18 protein-coding genes and 4 tRNA genes are annotated in these 19658 nt (G+C 63.4%); 8 read left to right on the forward strand and 14 right to left on the reverse strand.

From position 1 onward, the window contains the following. Window positions 1–175: 175 nt before the first annotated feature. Complete coding sequence (locus O3298_RS01585; protein WP_305058367.1) at window positions 176–559, forward strand: hypothetical protein; 384 nt, start codon at window positions 176–178, stop codon at window positions 557–559. Between the two features lie 144 nt (window positions 560–703). On the opposite strand, the gene O3298_RS01590 is transcribed toward O3298_RS01585, so the two are convergent. Continuing rightward, window positions 704–779 (reverse strand) — tRNA-Asn (locus O3298_RS01590). Between the two features lie 269 nt (window positions 780–1048). On the opposite strand from O3298_RS01590, the gene O3298_RS01595 reads away from it, so the two are divergent. Continuing rightward, window positions 1049–1756 (forward strand): GntR family transcriptional regulator, encoded by a 708-nt coding sequence (locus tag O3298_RS01595; protein ID WP_305058368.1) that lies wholly within the window; start codon window positions 1049–1051, stop codon window positions 1754–1756. A 109-nt stretch (window positions 1757–1865) separates the two neighbouring features. On the opposite strand, the gene O3298_RS01600 is transcribed toward O3298_RS01595, so the two are convergent. The 6 genes from O3298_RS01600 to O3298_RS01625 form a co-directional block, all read right to left on the reverse strand. Next, window positions 1866–3164 (reverse strand): NCS2 family permease, encoded by a 1299-nt coding sequence (locus O3298_RS01600; RefSeq protein WP_092606241.1) that lies wholly within the window; start codon window positions 3162–3164, stop codon window positions 1866–1868. 71 nt (window positions 3165–3235) lie between these two features. Further along, window positions 3236–3637, reverse strand: coding sequence for a GtrA family protein (locus tag O3298_RS01605; protein ID WP_099667111.1), 402 nt, complete (start codon window positions 3635–3637; stop codon window positions 3236–3238). A gap of 140 nt (window positions 3638–3777) precedes the next feature. Beyond that, window positions 3778–5241, reverse strand: a complete 1464-nt coding sequence (locus O3298_RS01610; RefSeq protein WP_305058370.1) for a cytochrome c — start codon at window positions 5239–5241, stop codon at window positions 3778–3780. Further along, window positions 5238–6896: a GMC family oxidoreductase gene (locus tag O3298_RS01615; RefSeq protein WP_289910848.1), complete on the reverse strand. Its 1659-nt coding sequence runs from the start codon at window positions 6894–6896 to the stop codon at window positions 5238–5240. The genes O3298_RS01610 and O3298_RS01615 overlap by 4 nt, the downstream gene beginning before the upstream one ends. Then, the gene (locus O3298_RS01620) at window positions 6893–7552 is read right to left on the reverse strand and encodes a sugar dehydrogenase complex small subunit (RefSeq protein ID WP_305058371.1); all 660 of its coding nucleotides are present in this window, start codon (window positions 7550–7552) and stop codon (window positions 6893–6895) included. Before O3298_RS01620 ends, O3298_RS01615 begins: the two co-directional genes overlap by 4 nt. Window positions 7553–7674: 122 nt before the next feature. Beyond that, on the reverse strand, window positions 7675–8691 hold the full coding sequence (locus tag O3298_RS01625) for a hypothetical protein (protein ID WP_305058372.1): 1017 nt from the start codon (window positions 8689–8691) through the stop codon (window positions 7675–7677). Between the two features lie 147 nt (window positions 8692–8838). Between O3298_RS01625 and O3298_RS01630 the strand changes: the two genes are divergently transcribed. From O3298_RS01630 to O3298_RS01645, 4 genes are all read left to right on the forward strand, one after another. Then, a complete protein-coding gene (locus tag O3298_RS01630) occupies window positions 8839–9345 on the forward strand; it encodes an N-acetyltransferase (protein ID WP_305058373.1) in 507 nt (168 codons plus the stop codon). Further along, window positions 9330–10067, forward strand: coding sequence for an aspartyl/asparaginyl beta-hydroxylase domain-containing protein (locus O3298_RS01635; RefSeq protein ID WP_305058374.1), 738 nt, complete (start codon window positions 9330–9332; stop codon window positions 10065–10067). Before O3298_RS01630 ends, O3298_RS01635 begins: the two co-directional genes overlap by 16 nt. Beyond that, window positions 10064–11086, forward strand: coding sequence for a sulfotransferase (locus O3298_RS01640; RefSeq protein ID WP_289916491.1), 1023 nt, complete (start codon window positions 10064–10066; stop codon window positions 11084–11086). Before O3298_RS01635 ends, O3298_RS01640 begins: the two co-directional genes overlap by 4 nt. Before the next feature lie 141 nt (window positions 11087–11227). After that, a complete protein-coding gene (locus O3298_RS01645; RefSeq protein WP_099667104.1) occupies window positions 11228–12196 on the forward strand; it encodes an alpha/beta fold hydrolase in 969 nt (322 codons plus the stop codon). Window positions 12197–12255: 59 nt separating this feature from the next. Here the strand turns inward: O3298_RS01645 and O3298_RS01650 are convergent, their stop codons facing one another. The 6 genes from O3298_RS01650 to O3298_RS01675 form a co-directional block, all read right to left on the reverse strand. Beyond that, window positions 12256–12966 (reverse strand): alpha/beta hydrolase, encoded by a 711-nt coding sequence (locus tag O3298_RS01650; protein ID WP_305058375.1) that lies wholly within the window; start codon window positions 12964–12966, stop codon window positions 12256–12258. 184 nt (window positions 12967–13150) lie between these two features. Continuing rightward, window positions 13151–13226, reverse strand: a tRNA-Asn gene (locus tag O3298_RS01655). A gap of 90 nt (window positions 13227–13316) precedes the next feature. Then, entirely contained in the window at window positions 13317–13643 is a 327-nt protein-coding gene (locus O3298_RS01660; protein WP_289898498.1) for a Dabb family protein, read from the reverse strand. 123 nt (window positions 13644–13766) lie between these two features. Next, window positions 13767–13842: transfer RNA gene (locus tag O3298_RS01665), tRNA-Asn, on the reverse strand. A 135-nt stretch (window positions 13843–13977) separates the two neighbouring features. Then, window positions 13978–14053 (reverse strand) — tRNA-Asn (locus tag O3298_RS01670). A gap of 131 nt (window positions 14054–14184) precedes the next feature. Then, window positions 14185–15399, reverse strand: a complete 1215-nt coding sequence (locus O3298_RS01675) for an amino acid aminotransferase (RefSeq protein ID WP_180278725.1) — start codon at window positions 15397–15399, stop codon at window positions 14185–14187. Window positions 15400–15511: 112 nt separating this feature from the next. On the opposite strand from O3298_RS01675, the gene uvrB reads away from it, so the two are divergent. Further along, window positions 15512–17599 carry an excinuclease ABC subunit UvrB gene (gene uvrB, locus O3298_RS01680; RefSeq protein ID WP_099667101.1) on the forward strand — a complete coding sequence of 696 codons (2088 nt, stop codon included), beginning with the start codon at window positions 15512–15514 and terminating at the stop codon, window positions 17597–17599. 77 nt (window positions 17600–17676) lie between these two features. On the opposite strand, the gene O3298_RS01685 is transcribed toward uvrB, so the two are convergent. After that, window positions 17677–18303, reverse strand: a complete 627-nt coding sequence (locus O3298_RS01685) for a flavin reductase family protein (RefSeq protein WP_289910921.1) — start codon at window positions 18301–18303, stop codon at window positions 17677–17679. A 194-nt stretch (window positions 18304–18497) separates the two neighbouring features. Here O3298_RS01685 and O3298_RS01690 point away from each other — a divergent pair, with 194 nt between their 5' ends. Continuing rightward, a complete protein-coding gene (locus O3298_RS01690) occupies window positions 18498–19559 on the forward strand; it encodes an AI-2E family transporter (protein ID WP_099667099.1) in 1062 nt (353 codons plus the stop codon). The last annotated feature ends 99 nt before the right edge of the window (window positions 19560–19658 follow it).

Here is a 19658-nt window from a genome sequence, read left to right on the forward strand (position 1 = left end):
GGTGGCGCCGCCCCCTTTTTGCCCGCGCGTTTGCCTAGAATAGCTTACTCCCACAGCATGGAGCAGGCGGCTACCTTATCAGCCAGGACGTGACACTGGCCGTCACGGCAACAGATAGGGCGTCTTGCCGCACGACGACAGGCGCGGCGTCCAAACTATCGATCAGGAGTACATCATGGAAATGAAAGTAGAACATCGCACCGGCAGCAACCTGACACTGGAAGAAACCGAGCTGCCGATGGAACAGGAAGGCCAAAGCGCCAAAGGCGCGGCCGCGCAGGACTTGAACCTGAGCCCCGCCGCCTTCACCACCTACTACACGTGGACGGCCAACGGCGTGCATCCTTCGGTCAACTTCGCCAATGCCAACGTGAAAGCCAATTCGCGCGTCTTCCTCAACATCAGCGAATACGGCGCCACTGCCCAGGACCGTTTCATTGGCGCCGCCCGCATGGCCGTGTACAACATTGCGCCATACAACGGCGGCTTCCGGGCCTGGGTGGAAATCTCGTGGGGCAGCCCGCTCAAGGTGCGTTTCGACGTGTTTGTCGATCCCTGATCCGGGAAACGTTGCGCGCCCCCTGCCACCAGCGGGCCGGCGTCGCGCACGCGCTAACACGGCATGGCCAGCGTGAACGGAAAACCGTGCGCGCATAACAAAAGGGCCACGTGTTGCCACGTGGCCCTTTGCTGCTGCTTGTTCTGGCTCCCCGACCTGGACTCGAACCAGGGACCTGCGGATTAACAGTCCGTCGCTCTACCAACTGAGCTATCAGGGAAAGGAGGCCGAATTATATACGTCAAAATTTCCCATGTCCAGTCGTTACGACATGGATGCTGCATGAGCAGCAAAACAGGCTACCGGCGAGCCAGCCTCGCCGGATGGCTGCGCCCGTCTGCGCGGTGCCACGCAAGATAGTAGAATAGCCATGCCTTGCCGATATGGAAGGCGCACAACGGCATGCCGGCAACGGGGCGTCAACCACGCCGCCGCGCGGACATGCGCTTGCAAGCTCACCTTGCCCCTGGCTTACTGCTCTCACCCGACATGACAGAATCAAGCGCAACCCTGGTGGACAAACCCGGCAGCGGCGACAGCTCGGCGGAAATTGCCGAGCATATGGCGGCCGCCATCGTGGCGCGCCAATTGCCGCCCGGCACCCGGCTGCGCGAAGAGGCGCTGTGCCGGCTGTATGGCGTCAGCCGCACCAAGATCCGCGCCGCCCTGCTCATACTTTCAAAAGATAAATTGATCCGCATGGTGCCCGACAAGGGCGCCTTCGTCAGCCAGCCGACCGAGGCGGAGGCGCGCGACATCTTTGCCGCGCGGCGCGTCATCGAAGCGGCCCTGGCGCGCGAATTCGTCGCGCGGGCCAAGCCTGCCGATTACCGGATGCTGGAGCGCCACCTGAAGGCGGAACGCCTGGCGCTGGCGCAAGCGACGCCGCTGCGTTCGCAACTGCTGGGCGACTTCCACGTCTTGCTGGCCGATATCGCCGGCAACGCCGTCCTGCGCGACATCGTGCGCGAACTGGTGGGCCGCAGCTCGCTCATCACCATGCTGTACCAGTCCGGCCACGCCGCCGCCTGCTCGTACGACGAACACGGCCGCTTTCTCGAGGCGGCGCGCAACGGCGACGCGGACCTGGCGGCGCGTCTGATGGTCGAGCACCTGTCGCACGTGGAAGCGGCCTTGCGCTTCGACGGCAGCGCCGGCGACGACAGGAAAGACCTGGTGGCCGCGCTGCTGATGTAGGCCCCGTCATCAAAAAAGGCCGCCGATGCGGATGCACGGGCGGCCTTTTTGCGATTGCCGCTTTTTCGATAGCAGTACCGGACGCGCGGCTCCGGCCCTGCCCTCCCCGCTATTCGCCCAGGTAGATAAACTTGAACAGGAAGATGGCGGCGATGATGTAAGCCACCACGGACACTTGCTTGCCCTTGCCCGTCAACAGTTTCAATACCGCATAGGTGATGAAGCCGAACGCAACGCCGCTGGCCACGGAATACGTAAATGGCATCATCAAGGCTGTGATAGCGGCAGGAATGCTTTCCGTGCTGTCATCCCAGTCGATGAAAGTCAGTTCGCGCAGCATCAGACACGCCACGTACAGCAGCGCCGGCGCCGTCGCGTACGGCGGCACCGTGTGCGCCAGCGGGGCGAAGAACAGGCTGCCCAGGAACAACAATGCAACGGCCACGGCCGTCAAGCCCGTGCGGCCGCCCGCTTGCACGCCGGCAGCACTTTCCACGAAGGCCGTGGTGCTGGACGTACCCAGGCAGGCGCCTGCCGCGATCGCCGTGCTGTCGGCCAGCAAGGCCTTGTTCATGCGTTCCATCTTGCCGTCTTTTAACAAGCCAGCACGGTTGGCCACGCCCATCAGGGTGCCCGTCGCATCGAATAATTCCACCAGGAAAAATACCAGCACCACGTTAACGATGCCGATCGACAACGCGCCCATGATGTCGAGCTTGAACAAGGTCGGCTCGATGGCGGGCGGCGTCGAAACGATGCCGTTGAACTGGTTGCCGCCAAAGAAGAAGCTGGCAACGGTGATGGTGAGGATGCCGATCAGGATGGCGCCCGGCACTTTCAGGCGGTCCAGCGCGACGATGATGAAAAAGCCGAGGATGGCCAGGATGGGCGCCGCCTGGTGCAAGTCGCCCAGCGCGATGATGGTGGCCGGGTTCGACACCACCACGCCGGCGCTTTTCAGGGAAATGATCGCCAGGAACAGGCCGATACCGACGGTAATGGCCGTGCGCAGCGCGGGCGGGATGCTGTTGATGATCATCTCGCGCACCTTGAACAGGCTGACCAGGATGAACAGGCAGCCGGAAATGAAGACGGCGCCCAGCGCCACTTCCCAGCTCATGCCCATGCCCTTGACCACCGTGTACGAGAAATACGCATTCAAGCCCATGCCCGGCGCCAGCGCGATCGGATAGTTCGCGTACAGACCCATGATCAGGGTGCCGATGGCGGCCGCCAGGCAGGTGGCAACAAAAACGGAGTCTTTCGGCATGCCCGCGTCGCCGAGGATGGACGGGTTGACGAAGATGATGTAGGCCATCGTCAGGAACGTGGTCAGGCCGGCCAGCAGCTCCGTGCGCACATTGGTTCCGTTGTCCTTCAGTTTGAAATAGCGTTCCAGGAACTGCATGATTAACCCCTTGTTTTGGTAAAACCGGGCGCCTGCGTGTGGCCAGTGCGCCTCTTTTTATGACGAAATGACTACTTTCCCGCTGCGCCCGCCGGCTTGAAGGCCCACCAGCGGCTGCCCGCGAAATTCCAGACCAGCCCGATTCCCGTCGCCAGCACCTGCGCCAGCCAGTAATACCAGCCCAGCTGGTGTACCAGCAGCCACATCAGGCCCGTATTGATGCACCAGCCGATGCCCAGCAGGGTGAAATACTTGCTGGCAGCCTCGCCATGGCCCTTGTCGCTCTTGAACGTGAAAAAGTAATTAAGGAGGTAGTTGACGACGGAACCGAGGATGTAGCCGATGCCGGACGCGGCGGCGGCATTGATGCCGGCCCATTCCACGCCGCCCCACAGCACGCTGTATTGCACGGCCGTGCCGGAAGCGCCGACGGCGGCGAAACGCAAAAATTGGTGATGCAGGGAATGGGACATTGTCAATTTTCAAATAAGACGAAAACAATTGCCGGGATCGGGCCAGAATAAAAAATGGCTACGATTGCTCGTAACCATTTTTCAGCCTGCATTTTACTGCAAGTTGCGCCCAACGTTCATATTCGCCGCCGTTTCGACACTTATTCCTTACGCTGGCGGCGCCGGCGCAGCAATACAAACAGCGCGATCAACAACAAGATTCCCACGATACCGCCCGGCAGCATGAACGGTTGTGCCCGCGCCAGCACGGGCTTCTCGCCGCCGCTGCGCGCCTGCGCCACATACGCGGGCGTAACGGACACATCTGGGTTGCCATACTGCTTCAGCACGTAATTGGCGATAGCGGCGATCTGCTCGTCCGTCAAGGGTTGCACATACGAACGCTGGTCGAAACGGGGCATGAACGCTTCATGCTCTTCCCCTTCGATCTTGCGCTCGACGCCAAACAAGATGGCCGAGACCAGGTTGGCCGGCGTGCTGCCGCCCGTCGCCGTGTTGTTGAACAGGGCGGGATACGCCTGGCCCGTGCTGCCGGCACCGCTGGCCGAATGGCAACTGGCGCAGTAGCCGGAAAACAGGATCGCGCCGCTGTTAAGCGAATGGCGCTCGGTGGAACTGGCCATGCCGCGCAGCAGCGGCTCTTCGCTGGCGGCGCTGCCATGGCTGAAGGCAGCTTGCGTCTGCCCCGGCGCGCGCACGGGCGGCACCGTGCGCAGCCAGGCCACGATGGCGGCCACGTCGTCGTCGCGCAAAAACTGCAGGCTGTTCTGGATGGCTTCGGCCATGCCCCCCGCCGCCTGCCCCTTGCCTTCCACGTGGCCCGTCTTCAGGTAAGCCATGAGTTCCGCATCCGTCCACGCGCCGATGCCGCTGACCTTGTCGGACGTGATGTTCGGCGCATGCCAGGAACCGAGCGACGCGCCCGCCAGGGTCTGGCTGCCGATTTCCGCCATCAGCGCGTTGCGCGGCGTATGGCAGGCGCTGCAATGCGCCAAGCCTTCGGCCAGGTAGGCGCCGCGGTTGATCTGCGCGCTTTTCGTGGGGTCCGGCACAAAACGTTTATTGTCCAGGAACAAAGTATTCCAGCCCAGCATCGACAAGCGCACATTGAACGGGAATGGCAAGGCCGTCTGGCGCGCCGGCGCGTCGACAGGTTGAACGGCCTGCATGAAGTAGTAATACAGGTCGCCCACGTCCGCATCCGTCAACTGCGCATAGCTGGTGTAGGGCATGGCCGGATACAGATGGCTGCCATCGGCACGCACGCCTTCGCGCAGCGCGCGCGCAAAGTCGGCTTCCGTGTAGCGGCCGATGCCGCCTTGTTTCGACGGCGTGATATTCGTCGCGTAAATCGTGCCCAGGGGCGAATCGATGGCGTAGCCGCCCGCGTACGGCTTGCCGCCCGCTGCCGTATGGCAAGCCATGCAGTCGGCCGCGATGGCCAGGTAGCGGCCCCGCTCGAGGCGCGCATCGGGCTTGGCGGCCACGGGCGCGGCCGGGCGGTCCGGCGTCAGCGTGACGGGCGGCGCCGAGGCAGGCACGGCAGCGATGGCGCCGCCGGCCAGCAAGGCCAGGCCAAGAGCGAAGGACAGGCGGCGCATCATGCTGCCTCCCTTGCCAGGGTGCGGGCGATGTCGTCGGCCGCGCGCAAACCGAGCGCGGCCATGCTGAGGGTGGTGTTGACGACGCTGGCCGACGGCATGGCGCCGCCGCCGGGCAGCCACAGGTTGGCGTGATCGTGGGCGCGGCAATTGCCATCGACCACGGAATCGGCGCGATTGGAACCCATGATGACGCCACCCATGATGTGGTTATTCGCGTTCAGGCTGTCGGTGATATGGAATTCCACGGCGCCGAACAGCTTGCCGATGTGCTCCAGCTGCGCATGCGCGGCCTTCGCGCCATCGCGCACATAGTCGCCCACGTCATAGTAGATGTCCGGGCAGGCCAGGCCCAGCGGGTCCTTGCGCGTCTTGCTCAATGTCAAACGGTTGTGCGCTTCCGGCAGCGGCTCCAGGCTGATCGACAGGTCCACGCCGAACGCGGCGCGGCGGCGGATTTCATCGTCGAGGTCCTTGCCCACCAGGCCCAGCTTCAACGACTGCTGCGTAGCGGGTCCGACGCGGGTGATATTGTTCAGGATCATCTTGTTGGCCGAATACTGCGCGCGGAAGGCGCCATCGCGCGGGCCCACCAGGCAGCTGCTCTGCGCGGGGCCACGGCCCGTCCAGATCGGTTCATTGGCGAGGAAAGTACAGTGGAAACCCGAGTGGTCCATCATGTTGCGGCCGACTTGATCAGAACTGTTGGCGATGCCGTTCGGATTGTTCTGGTTGGCCGCCAACAGCAGCAAACGCGGCGTTTCAATGCCGTTGCAGGCAATCACGAAAGCCTTGCCCGTCGCCATATGCGACTGTTTCTTCGCGTCATACCAGTGCACGGCCGTCACGCGGTTGTTCTGGTCCGTGTCGATGCGGTAGACGACGGCCTCGGCCAGCACGCCCGCGCCCTTCAGCTCGGCCCGCTCCACGTGGTGGATGCCGTTGTACATGGCGCCGATGGGGCAGATCGGCTGGCAATTGTTATTGCCGCAGCAAGTCGGGCGTCCCTGCCACGGGCGCGTCGAGCGGCCTTGCGGAATCGGCACGGAACGGTAGCCGTGCGGGTTGACCACTTCGGCAAAGCGCTTGTCGCCATAGCCCCAGGGCACCATGTCCATCGGATACGGCGCGCTGCGCTCGCTGGGCGACTGCAAGGCGGGATCGTTGGGGCCGGCCACGCCCATTTCCTGCTCGGCGCGGCAATAGTACGGTTCCAGCTCATCGTAGGAAATGGCCCAGTCGCGCCCTACCCCGTAATCGCTTTTCATGCGCATGTCGGACGGCAAATGGCGCCAGCACGATGCGGCCCAGTGCCAGGTCGTGCCGCCCACCGTGCGCAGATAGCCCTGCTGGAAACTGCTGCCGCTGGGGCCGGACAATTCCACATAGTTGTTTTTTGGGAAATACAGCGGCGCGGGCGCGTTGTCCGCCTGCGGATACAGGCCCTGGAAGTCGGAACCGACGCGGTTCTCGAACGGCATGTTGCGCCAGTTTTCCACGGCTTGGCCCCGCTCGATGCGCAAGCCCGCTTCCAGCATGATCACGGAGTGACCCTGTGCGGCCAACTGGTCGGCCATCATGGCGCCGACGACGCCGGTCCCGACGATGACGACATCGGCGACGACGTCGCCATTACTCTTGAATTGGGGTGATTTCATTTTGCTTGCTTGCCTTTGGTTTCGGGAGTGCCGGTGGTGGCCGGGGCCGGTACGGGTTTTGGCGCCACGGGCGCGGAGACGCCCACGGCGGGCGGCGCCTTCAACCACCACAGGGGGCCGTAATTGCAGTAAGTCGGCACGACCTGGCCATCGGCCACCGTGCGATACATCAAGGCTTCCGCATACGCGACGACGATGGACTTCGTGCCCTGCGCGGGATGGCCGGCGACGGTGCCCGTGTACCAGGCGGCAACGATGGCCAGCGCCAGCTCGCGCAGACCCGCATCGGCGGCGCTGGCGGCCGCCAGCAGGGCCTTGGCTTCCTGGCCCGTGACGAGCAGCGCACCCAGCTGCGGCAAGCGGTCGGCGAAGCCCGGCACGTTGGTGCGCATGGCTTGCTCGATGCGCGCCGCCGTCGCGGCGGACAGGTCGCGGTGGCCCGTGATCGTCTGCGACAAGGTGTAGAACAGCATGGTGGCGGGCGCCAGGCCGGTGGCCGGAGCGCTGGCCGGCGCCGACATGGCGGCGGACAGGGGATTGCTCCAGAAACCGGCCTGCGCCAGCAGGGCAGCCAGGCCGATCAGGGCGTGGCGGCGGCTGATGCGAGGAAGGGATGAAACGGATGTTGCAGATGGTTCAGTGCCTGGATGGTTCATGAGACTCCCGCAAGACTTGTTATTTTATTGACTTCGATGATTGCGCTACATTGCATTTGCGCATAGATGGAACCGGTTCCATATTATCCTACAGAAGTAAATAGTCTGCCAATGTAGTACTACTACTGAGACACTGCCCTGGGCAATTCCGGCATGGATTCAGGCATTCTGCGCAGGCAAAACGCCAGTCCCGGCTGGCTGCCCAGGCGGTAATGGAAGTCGAGCACGCTGCCGCCGGCCAGGCTGGGCTTGCCGGGCAAGGCCAGGGGCAGGTTCAGGCTGCACTCATGGTCGCCCAGGACGATGTCGCCATGCACGCGGATGCGCGTCAGCAATCGCGGCGCCTGTTCCAGCACGTCGGGCAGGCGGATGCTGGCGGCCGGCAGGCTGTCGCCCCCTTCATCCTGCCAGGCGCGCAAGGCGCCCGCATCGAGGGTAAACACGCGGCCCCAGTCGGTGCACGGCGCATCCGGCGCGCGCCGGTCCAGGCCCAGGTGCACGGTGACGGCCGCCGGCAGCAGCGTCGCCGCAGGCGCTTGCGCGTGCAGATTGCGCAGGATGGCCACCTGCGGCTCCTTGCCCAGCGCCGTATTCATGGTTTCGCTGACGATCACGTCCGGCATGGCGCCGGCAGGAATGCGGCAGGCGGCCGCGTCGGCGCAAAGGTATTCGGCGACGTGGCTGTCCAGGCCCAGGACTGCGATCAGGTCGCGCGCATACGCCAGGGTCTCGGCATGTACGTCGAGGATGGAAAACTGCACCAACTGCGCATCCAGCAAGGCCATCACCGGCAAGGCCAGCAGGGCGAACGGGCCGCAACCCGCATACAGCACCCGCACGGGCCGCCCGCCGCTCACGTCCAGGCGCTCGCGCACGGCCAGCGCCAGGCCCTGGATGAAGGCGGCGCTGCGGTACGGCTCGCGCGCGCACAGTCCCGCCTGCACGGGCGAGATGGCCCAGCCGCTGGGCAGAAAACTTTCGCCATCGCGCAAGCCGTCCTGCCGGTCCATGGCCAGGCGCGAATGGCGCTCGACGAGCCGGCGCAGCTGCACCGTTTCGCCGACCAGGCTGGCCAGGGAGCGCTGCGGATCGCACAGCGCGGCCGCAATGGCGGCCAGTTCCGCGCGCGCCGGATTCACGCGCGACTCCACGGGCAAGGCGGGATAAAGACAGAATGCATGGCGGCCTCCTTGAAATGATTGCAAGTACGCGGAAAAATTGGCAGCATAGCAAATAAATACATGCCTGCTCATTTGCCGCCATCGCAACCACCTACCGGAGCACCGATGCACGCCTTGCCGCTTTCCGCCCTCGCCAGTCTGCCCGCCCCCTACCAGTTGCGCGTCCAGCGCGACGACGACGAGGGCTTTGCCGCCGCGCTGTACGGCTCCACCCGCGACGACTTGCGCCAGATGCCGGCCGCTCCCGCCGTCGTCGAACAGCTGATCGCCATGCAGCAGCGCATGCAAAGCCACGGCTATCGCCAAGCGTATCCGCACGCCGTGTACCTGGTGCTGCAGCACGGCGACACGCCCATCGGCCGCCTGATCCTGGAGCGCCGGAATCAGGTGCTGCACCTGGTCGACATCGCCATCCTGCCCGCCGCGCAAGGCCAGGGCGCCGGCAGCGCCGTGCTGCGCGGCCTGCAGGCGCAAGCCGCTGCGGAGCAATGGCAGATCCACCTTGCCGTCAACAAGGGCAACGCCGCCGCGCGCGCACTGTACCAGCGGCTCGGCTTTCGCCTGCGCGGGGAAAACGAGGTGCAGGAGCAACTGGAATGGAGCGCGCCATAGTGCCGGCGCAACATACCCCCAGCACCTGGCTGCAACTGCCGCTGCGCTTCGACGTGGCGCGCATGCAGGGTGACAGCGACCAGTTCGCCGCCGGCGAGTGGATCAGCCATTTCAACACGGGCGCCTACGACACGGGCTGGAGCTGCATACCGCTGCGCTCGCCAGGCGGAGCAGCCGGCAATATCATGCCCGTCAACGGCCCCGCCTATGCCGCCACGCCGCAACTGGCGCGCTGCCCCTGCCTGCGCGAGGTGCTTGCCAGCTTCGCATGCGAGCTTCACGCCGCGCGCCTGATGGCGCTGGCGCCGGGCACCCTCATCCACGAGCACCGCGACGCCGGCATGTCGCTGGCCGATGGCCTGGTCCGCATCCATATCCCCATCCACACCTCGCCGCAGGTGCTGTTTACCATCGATGGCGAGACCGTCCACTTCACGGCCGGGCACGCCTGGTACATGGATGCCAGCTGCCTGCACGCGGTGCACAACCGGGGCCCGACGCCGCGCATCCACCTCGTGCTCGACTGCATCGGCAATGCCTGGCTCGAAGCGCTGTTCGCCTCGGCCGGCTTCGTGCCGAAAGCGCCCCACAAGTATGGCGACCCCAGCATCAACGATGGCAATGTGCGGGCCGTCATCGCCCAGTTGCGGCTATCGCCCTCGCCCACCAGCCTGGCGCTGGCCAGCGCGCTGGCTGCCTTGGCCGACGGGAACCCGCCGTGAGCGCCGCGCCGGGCCTGGCCCAGCAGGAGCGCTTGCTGGCCAGGGGCGAGACGGTGCCGTGGCACGAGGGCATGGACCTGCGCGGCTGGTATCCACTGTACGTGGAGCGGGGCGAAACATGGGCGGACGCCGCCATGTGCTGGCGCGAGCTGGGAAAAACACCCTTCAGCGACGCCTTCTTTGTCAATACCCTGACGCGCCAGCCGCACGGCGAGCGCCGCGTCTGCCGCACGCCGCTGGCGGCGCTGGCGACGCTCGGCGATGGCCTGGCGCCCGACGCCTTCATCTTCCACGTCTCGCGCTGCGGCTCGACCCTGCTGAGCCAGCTGTTGGCGTCCTTGCCGCAATGCATAGTGATGTCCGAGCCGCCCATCATCGACTCGCTGCTGCGCCTGCATCACGACAGCGCCGACCCGGCCGCCAGCATCGCCCTGCTGCGCCAGGCCATCCTGGCCCTGGGCCAGCGCCGTTCCGGCGCACAGACGCACTTCTTCATCAAGTTCGACTGCTGGCACATCCACAGCCTGGACTTGCTGCGGCAAGCGTTTCCCGGCACGCCCTGCCTGTTCGTCTACCGCGAACCGCTGGCCGTGCTGGCCTCGCACCAGCGCCAGCGCGGCCCGCAGATGGTGCCCGGCATGCTGCACCCGGCACAGCTGCCGCTGCCCGCACACCAGCTGGCGCCGGGCGATCTCGATGGCTATACGGGCCTCGTGCTGGCCAGCCTGTTCGACGCCGCCCGGTCCCATGCGGCGGCAGGCCAGCTGCAGTTAATTAACTATAAGCAATTGCCCGACATCCTCTTCAGCGATGTATTGCCCCGCTTCGGCATCGCCGCCACAGCGGCGCAGTTGCAAGCGATGCGCGCGCAAGGAGGCGTGCATGCGAAGTACGGCACGGCTTACCACGGCGATCCGCCCGCGCCCGCGGCAAGCGGCCTGGCCGCCATCGCCGCGCAATTGCAAGCCGCTTATCTGGCGCTGGAAGCGTTGCGGCTGCATGCCGGGCAAGGTCAATGATTTTCATAAACCCAACTTTTTAACGAGGAGGCATGTCGACGTACCCGCTGGAAACCATGCGATAAATTAGCTGTTCAACTGCGGCGCAGAATGCGCCGGTGCAAGCAACCTGAAACCGACCCTGACACCATGATAAAAAAAATGACATTGGCAGTGCTCTTGACCGCCCTGATTCCCTTCTACGCATGCAAGGCGCAAACCACTGCGGCAGCGACACCCGCTTCCGCGGAAGTCACCACCACCCTGACACCCGATATTGGCGGCATCAAGCAAGTGGTGGAAATCAAGACGGACGACGCGAACAAGCCCGTGCTGCTGTTTTTATCCGGCGGCCCGGGAAGCTCCATGATCAAGGGGGCGGATGCCTTTACGAATCTCCTGAAAAGCAGATTTACGATTGTGCAATGGGACCAGCGGGATGCCGGAAAAACCTTGAAACTGAATCCCTCCCCCACGCAGCCGTCCGTCGGGCAGATGGAGCAGGACACGTATCAAGTCATCCAATTTCTGCGCAAGGAGTTAAAGCAGGACAAAATATACTTGCTGGGCAGTTCCTGGGGCAACGTCCTGGGCTTTGATATCGTCAAGCGTCACCCGGAACTGCTGCATGCCTATTTCGCGTCGAATCCGGTCGTGAGCCAGCTGGAAAGCGAGAAAGAATTGCTGCAAGCCTTGAAAGTGCACTTCAAGGACAATGCCGTCGCCAGCCAGGAGCTGAACAGCATCAGTTTTCCGTTTGCAAGTGACGAAAGCATGTTCTATTTAAGGAAATGGCTTTTCTACAAGGATGGCAAGGCATTTGCGACGAGCGAAGGTTTCAAGACGGGTTTTCTGCAATGGTCAAAGACCTGGTCGCCCGTCTGGAACGAGGTCATGAACATTGATTTGCCCAAGACCTTGAAGAGCGTTGACTGCCCCGTGTATTTCTTCGTCGGCAAAAACGATATCCAGACCTCGACCAGGATCACGCAAGCGTATTTCGACACCTTGAAGGCACCAAGGAAGGGCTTGTTTTTCTTCGAGCATTCCGGGCATCAGATACACCAGGATGAACCGGTGCAATTTCAAGAAGCCATCATCAAGACCTTGGATGCGACTGCCAAGCCCTGATGCAACGCCCCATGACATGGGGCCCTTTTCGGGGGCCGACTGGCTGGCGCACTGCCGGCCTAGTCGCCGGCAATGCTCGCCGCAGCCTTGCGGATCAGCGACGCCACCGCGTGGGCTTGCGAAATGTAAATGGCATGGCTGCCGGCAACTTCGACCACCGTCGAGCCCGCCCGTTCCGACATCTGGCGCTGCATCGCCGGTGCAATCATCTGGTCCCCGGTCGCGACCAGGTACCAGCTGGGCTTGCTCCTCCACGCTGGCGCGCTGACCACGCCCGTCAAGGCAGCCATCCCCCAGGGCACTTGCGATGCCGCCATGAAGTTGGCCTTGTGCCTGGGGACATCGGCGGCGAAGGCGGCCGCAAATTTTTTCTGGTCGAGCAGCAGGAAGCCATCGTGCGGCGGCAAGATCGGCGGCACCGGCGCGCCAGGCGGGGCATTCTTCAGCAAGGAATCGACAGACTCCCCTTGATCCGGCACAAACGCCGCGATGTAGACCAATGCCTTGACCCTGGGATCGTTCCCCGCTTGCGTGACCACGGCGCCCCCGTACGAATGACCGACCAGGACCACGGGACCCGGTACTGCGGCGATGACCCGGCCCGTCGCGGCCACGTCGTCCGCCAGCGATAGCGTTGGGTTTTGCACAATGGCAACGTGACAGCCTTCGTCACGCAATGCCTGGTAAACGCCTTCCCAGCCGGACCCGTCGACAAAACCACCATGCACGAGCACGATCGCCGCCGGTCCGGCGCGTGCGATGTCATCCATGTCAGCCCCTCCCGGAAATTGCAAGCGATGACAGAGCCGCCAACGCCTTGTCTCTTCCAGCATAGCGCCAGATGCCTGGTGGTCCATGCGGTGGATCAAGAGCAGGCGACACGGGCGTCTGCGCCGGCCCTGAAATGCAAAAAGCCCAACCGGTGAAGGCTGGGCTTTCTGCTACTGCGTGTTCTGGCTCCCCGACCTGGACTCGAACCAGGGACCTGCGGATTAACAGTCCGTCGCTCTACCAACTGAGCTATCAGGGAAAAGAGGCCGCATTCTATAGGGGAAATTTTGCGATGTCCAGATTTCCCCGAGAAAAATATGTATTTCCCCGGCTGCGCCTTGCCCGTCGGTCAGCCGGGATGCTCTTGCGGGTAGTAGTCAAAGACCAGCACCCGGCCCAGCCATGGCTTGAGCTGCTCGACAAAGGCCAGGTGGGCCGCATGGGTCAGGTACCCATCGCGGGCGGCGGCGTCATCGAAGGTCAGGGTAAAGCAATCGGTAAAGCCGTCGTCGAGGCCTTCCGGGCTGACGTTCGGCCCCCATTCGAATTGCCGCACGCCGGGAATGCGGTGTTTCAGCTGGGAAAACTCGTAGACGAGCTCGGCGTGCTTGGCAGACGTGATGCCATCGAGGAAGTCGCACAGGACGATGTGGCGCAAGGCGGAGGTACAAGTCATGGGAAGGTGCTCCTGAAGTGATGCATTCAGGATAGCGCAAAACGCGATCACGCACAGGCAAGCCCCGCTGGCGGCGCCGGAAAACAAAAAAGGCCATGTTTTTCAACAGGGCCTTCCGAATTCTGGCTCCCCGACCTGGACTCGAACCAGGGACCTGCGGATTAACAGTCCGTCGCTCTACCAACTGAGCTATCAGGGAAAAGAGGCCGTATTATATAGGCCAAACTTGGCGCTGTCCAGATTTCCATAGGGAAAATCTTATCCTGCCCCAAGCTGCACGCCGGCGGCGCAAAAACAAAAAAGGCCACGTTTTTCAACGTGGCCTTCCGAATTCTGGCTCCCCGACCTGGACTCGAACCAGGGACCTGCGGATTAACAGTCCGTCGCTCTACCAACTGAGCTATCAGGGAAAAGAGGCAATATTATATGTCGTTTGTTCCATATTTGCAAGACCGCTACTGCATCTTCACAAACATGGCCATCGCCGACTTTCTACCGCCATCAGCGCCACACTTGCATGCAGCGCCGAAGAAGCAAGATCTTAAAGCACTTTGGCGATCGCGTCAATAACGATGTCGATATTGCGCGAATTCAATGCTGCCACGCAAATACGGCCCGTGTCGACGGCGTAGATCGATTGCTCGCGCAGCGACGCCACCTGCTCCTTGGTCAAGCCCGAGTACGAGAACATGCCGATTTGCTGGCGCACGAATTCGAAGTCGTGGCCTGGCGCCTTGGCTTTCAGCTTTTCCACGAAGGCATTGCGCATTTCGCGGATGCGCACGCGCATGCCGGCCAGTTCCTCTTCCCACAGCTGGCGCAGTTCCGGCGTGGCCAGCACGGTGGCGACCACCTTGCCGCCGTGTACCGGCGGGTTCGAGTAGTTGGTGCGCACGACGCGCTTCAGTTGCGACAGCAGGCGTGCCGCTTCGTCGGCGCTGGCGGCGACGACGCTCAGGGCGCCCACGCGCTCGCCGTACAGCGAGAACGATTTCGAGAACGAGTTCGATACCAGCAGCGGGCCGCCCGCGTCGGCGAAGCGGCGCACCACGGCGCCGTCTTCGGCGATGCCGTTGGCGAAGCCTTGATAGGCCATGTCCAGGAACGGCACCAGGCCGCGCGACGTCACCACGCTGATGATCTGATCCCACTGGGCCACGCTCAGGTCGGCGCCGGTCGGGTTGTGGCAGCAGGCGTGCAGCACGACGATGGAGCCGGCTGGCATGGCGTTCAGGCTGGCCAGCATGCCGTCGAAGTTCACGCCATGGGTGGCGGCATCGTAATACGTGTAGTTATTCACGACGAAACCGGCGTTCTCGAACAGCGCGCGGTGGTTTTCCCAGCTTGGGTCGCTGATGTAGACCTGGGCACCCGGCGCGAAGCGCTGCAGGAAGTCGGCACCGATCTTCAACGCGCCCGTGCCGCCGATGGCTTGCACGGTCACGGCGCGGCGCTCTTGAATTACGGCGCTATCGGCGCCAAATACGAGTTCTTGCACAGCCTTGTCGTAGGCGGCGAGGCCTTCGATCGGCAGGTAGGTGCGTGGGGCGGCCTGTTCGATCAGGATGGCTTCCGCCTTGCGTACGCAAGCTAACAGAGGCACTTTGCCGTTGTCGTCATAATAGACGCCGACGCCCAGATTGATTTTGGCGGGATTCTGGTCCGCGTTAAATGCTTCGGTGATGCCCAGGATCGGGTCGCGTGGGGCCATCTCGATGGCGCTAAACAGACTGGCAGAAACAGTTGGGTTCGTCATGATAAGATTGGATTCGATTGGAAGCAGGTTCACAGCGGAGTTGTAGACAGCGCCCCAAAATACAACGCCAGGGCCGCCAGCAGAGCACTATTCTAACAAAGGTCTGATTCACATGCCCGAATTATCTACCGCCAGCGAGGCGGAAAGCGCAATTATCTCTTTCCCGGACTCCCCCTTCAAGCTGCACCAGCCCTTCCCTCCGGCCGGCGATCAGCCCACGGCGATCGCCCAGTTATCCGAGGGGATTGCCGACGGACTGGCCTTCCAGACGCTGCTGGGCGTGACCGGTTCCGGCAAGACCTACACCATGGCCAACGTCATCGCGCGCATGGGCCGGCCCGCCATCGTCTTCGCGCCGAACAAGACGCTGGCGGCGCAGCTGTACAGCGAGTTCCGCGACTTTTTCCCGCAGAACGCGGTCGAATACTTCGTCAGTTACTACGATTACTACCAGCCCGAAGCCTACGTGCCGCAGCGCGACCTGTTCATCGAGAAGGATTCGTCGATCAACGAACATATCGAGCAGATGCGCCTGTCGTGCACCAAGTCGCTGATGGAGCGGCGCGACGTCATCATCGTCGCCACCGTCTCGGCCATCTACGGTATCGGTAACCCGAACGAATACCACCAGATGATTTTGACCCTGCGCGTCAAGGACCGGGTCGCGCAGCGCGACGTCATCGCGCGCCTGATCCAGATGCAGTACACGCGCAACGAAGTCGATTTCGGCCGCGGCACCTTCCGCGTGCGCGGCGACACCATCGACATCTTCCCCGCCGAGCATGCGGAACTGGCCGTGCGCCTGGAAATGTTCGACGACGAGATCGAATCGATCCAGCTGTTCGACCCGCTGACGGGCCGCGTGCGGCAAAAGATCCCCCGCTTCACCGTGTACCCGGGTTCGCACTATGTGACGCCCCGCTCCACCGTGCTGCGCGCCGTGGAAACCATCAAGGACGAGCTGCGCGAGCGCCTCGAGTTCTTCCGCAAGGAAAATAAACTGATCGAAGAGCAGCGGCTGGAACAGCGCACGCGCTTCGACCTGGAAATGATGGCGGAAATCGGTTTCACCAAGGGTATCGAGAACTATTCGCGCCACCTGTCCGGCGCGCTGCCGGGCGAGCCGCCGCCCACCCTGGTCGACTACCTGCCGCCCGATGCCTTGATGTTCCTCGACGAGTCGCACGTGCTGACGGGCCAGCTGAGCGCCATGTACAACGGCGACCGCTCGCGCAAGACCAACCTGGTTGACTACGGCTTCCGCCTGCCGTCGGCGCTGGACAACCGGCCCTTGAAATTCGAGGAATTCGAGCAAAAGATGCGCCAGACCGTGTTCGTCTCGGCCACCCCGGCCGAATACGAAAAGACCCATTCCGACCAGGTGGTCGAGCAGGTGGTGCGCCCGACGGGCCTGGTCGACCCGCAGATCATCGTGCGCCCCGCCAGCAGCCAGGTGGACGACCTGATGTCGGAAATCGTCGAGCGCATCAAGAAGGATGAGCGCGTGCTGGTGACGACTTTGACCAAGCGCATGTCGGAGCAGTTGACGGAATACCTGGGCGACCATGGCATCAAGGTGCGCTACCTGCACAGCGACATCGAGACGGTGGAACGCGTGGAAATCCTGCGCGACCTGCGCCTGGGCACCTTCGACGTGCTGGTGGGGATCAATCTGCTGCGCGAGGGCCTGGACTTGCCGGAAGTGTCGCTGGTCGCCATCCTCGACGCGGACAAGGAAGGCTTCTTGCGTTCCGAGCGCAGCCTGATCCAGACCATCGGCCGCGCCGCGCGCAACCTGAACGGCACGGCGATTTTGTATGGCGACCGCATCACGGATTCCATGCGCCGCGCCATCGACGAGACGGAGCGCCGCCGCGCCAAGCAGATCGCCTTCAATACGGCCAACAACATCATCCCGATCGGCGTGAAGAAATCGATCCGCGAAATGATCGACGGCGTCTACAGTCCGCAGGAAGCGCGCGAAACCCTGCAAGTGGCGCAGGAAGCGGCGAAGTTCGAAGCCATGAGCGAAAAGCAGGTCAGCAAGGAAATCAAGCGCCTGGAAAAACTGATGGTCGACCACGCCAAGAACCTGGAGTTCGAAAAGGCGGCGCAGGTGCGCGACCAGCTGCACATCCTCAAACAGCAACTGTTCGGCGCACCGGGCACCGATAACGTGGCGTCGATACTGGGCAAGTAAATGTCACGCCAGGCATGGGGGCTGGCCGGTCGCGCATGCCATTGCGTCATGCAGCAATAGCGCCCCGCCTCGCCCCTTCAGGGATAACTGGGCCGGCGCATGCGGAACAGGCTGTCCGGTCCGATCTCGAAATAATCGGCCGGACCGCCGCCGCGCAATATCGGCGCGGCGGCGGCCGTGTCGTACACGCCATCGGTCAACAGGTGGCGCGCAATATGCACGCCCACCACTTCCCCCAGCACCAGCCAGCTGCCGACACCGTCCCCGTTCGCGCCCTGCAGTTCGATGATCTGCGTGCGCCGGCATTCGAAGGACACGGGGCTTTCGGCCACGCGCGGCACGTTGACGAGGCGCGAGGCGGCCGGCGTCAGGCCGGCCAGCGCGAATTCGTCGACTTCGGGCGGCGCCGGCGCGCAGCTGGCATTCATCGCCTCGGCCAGCGGACGCGTCGCCAGGTTCCACACGAATTCGCCCGTTTGTTCGATATTGCGCAAGGTATCCTTGCGGCCAATGCTGGAAAATCCGATCAACGGCGGATGGTAATTGAAGGCGTTGAAAAAGCTGTACGGTGCCAGGTTGAGCACGCCCTCGCCGCTGCGCGAGGCGATCCAGCCGATGGGCCGCGGCCCCACGATGGCGTTGAACGGGTCATGCGGCAAGCCATGGCCCTGTGCGGGTTCATAAAAGTGAATGGGGTCAAGCACGCGCGTTCCTAAAGTAGTCAGAGGCGCCCGGGATGGAACGCCTGGAACGACAGCTTACTGGAATTGCCGCCACCGCGTTGCCAACCCGCCGGCGCCAGGTGCGTTCGCGCACGCAGCATGACAATTGTATGGCGCGCCGCAGCACGCCTCGCTTATGATGGGGCAACTCAACCCCGATCATTGCGCCGCCGCCCATGCCTACCCTCACGCTGCACCAGAAAGTGTTCTTGCTCCTCCTGAGCGTCGTCACCATCGGCTTCGGCTGGATACTGGCGCCCTATGCGGGCGCCATCTTCTGGGGCGTCGTCCTGGCGATCCTGTTCGCGCCCGTGTACCGCTGGCTGCTGCGAAAAACCAGGGGCCGCGCCGGCGTGGCGTCGCTGCTCACCTTGCTGTTGATCATCGTCATCGTGATCCTGCCGCTGTCGCTCATTTCCGTGTCGCTGGTGAACCAGGCGGCCAGCGTCGTGGAAATGGTACGTTCGGGTGAAATCACGGTCGCCATGTTCTTCGATAAGATCATGGCGGTGCTGCCGCAATGGCTGATCAACTTGCTCGACCGCTTCAACCTGACCAGCCTGGCCAGCCTGCAGGACAAGCTGGCCGAGGGCGCCACGCAGGTGAGCCAGGTGGTGGCGGTGAAAGCCATCAATGTGGGCCTGTACACCTTCGAATTCCTCACCAGCCTGTGCATCATGCTGTACCTGCTGTTTTTCCTGATGCGCGATGGCTCGGCCCTGTCGGCCCGCATCAAGGGTGCCGTGCCGCTGAGCCGCAAATACAAGCAACGCCTGTTCACCAATTTCACCACGGTGATCCGCGCCACGGTGAAGGGCAACATCCTCGTGGCGATTGCCCAGGGCGCCCTCGGCGGCCTGGCATTCTGGTTCCTCGACGTGCCCGCGCCCCTGCTGTGGGCCGTGCTGATGGCCTTCCTGTCGCTGCTGCCGGCCGTCGGCGCCGCCCTCGTCTGGGCCCCCGTTGCCGTCTACTTCCTGGCCACGGGCGCCATCTGGCAAGGCGCGGGCCTGGCCGCCTTCGGCGTCTTCGTCATCGGCCTGGTCGACAACGTGCTGCGCCCCGTTTTGGTGGGCAAGGACACCAAGATGCCCGACTACGTGGTGCTGCTGTCGACCGTGGGCGGCATGGCCCTGTTCGGCCTGAACGGCTTTGTCATCGGCCCCGTGGTGGCGGCCCTGTTCATCGCCTCGTGGGATCTGTTCGTCTCGGCCAGCGAATTCCAGGCCGAGGATTGAAGCGTGGCAATCGGGAGCGTCAGCACCCCATCCGGCAAAAATAATGGCGACGGAAGCCGGCTTGCCGGCGGCGCCACTTGCGCTTCCTGAAACAGGCCG

This window comes from Janthinobacterium sp. SUN137 (genome assembly GCF_030587265.1).
Classification (GTDB): Bacteria; Pseudomonadota; Gammaproteobacteria; order Burkholderiales; family Burkholderiaceae_D; genus Janthinobacterium; species Janthinobacterium kumbetense.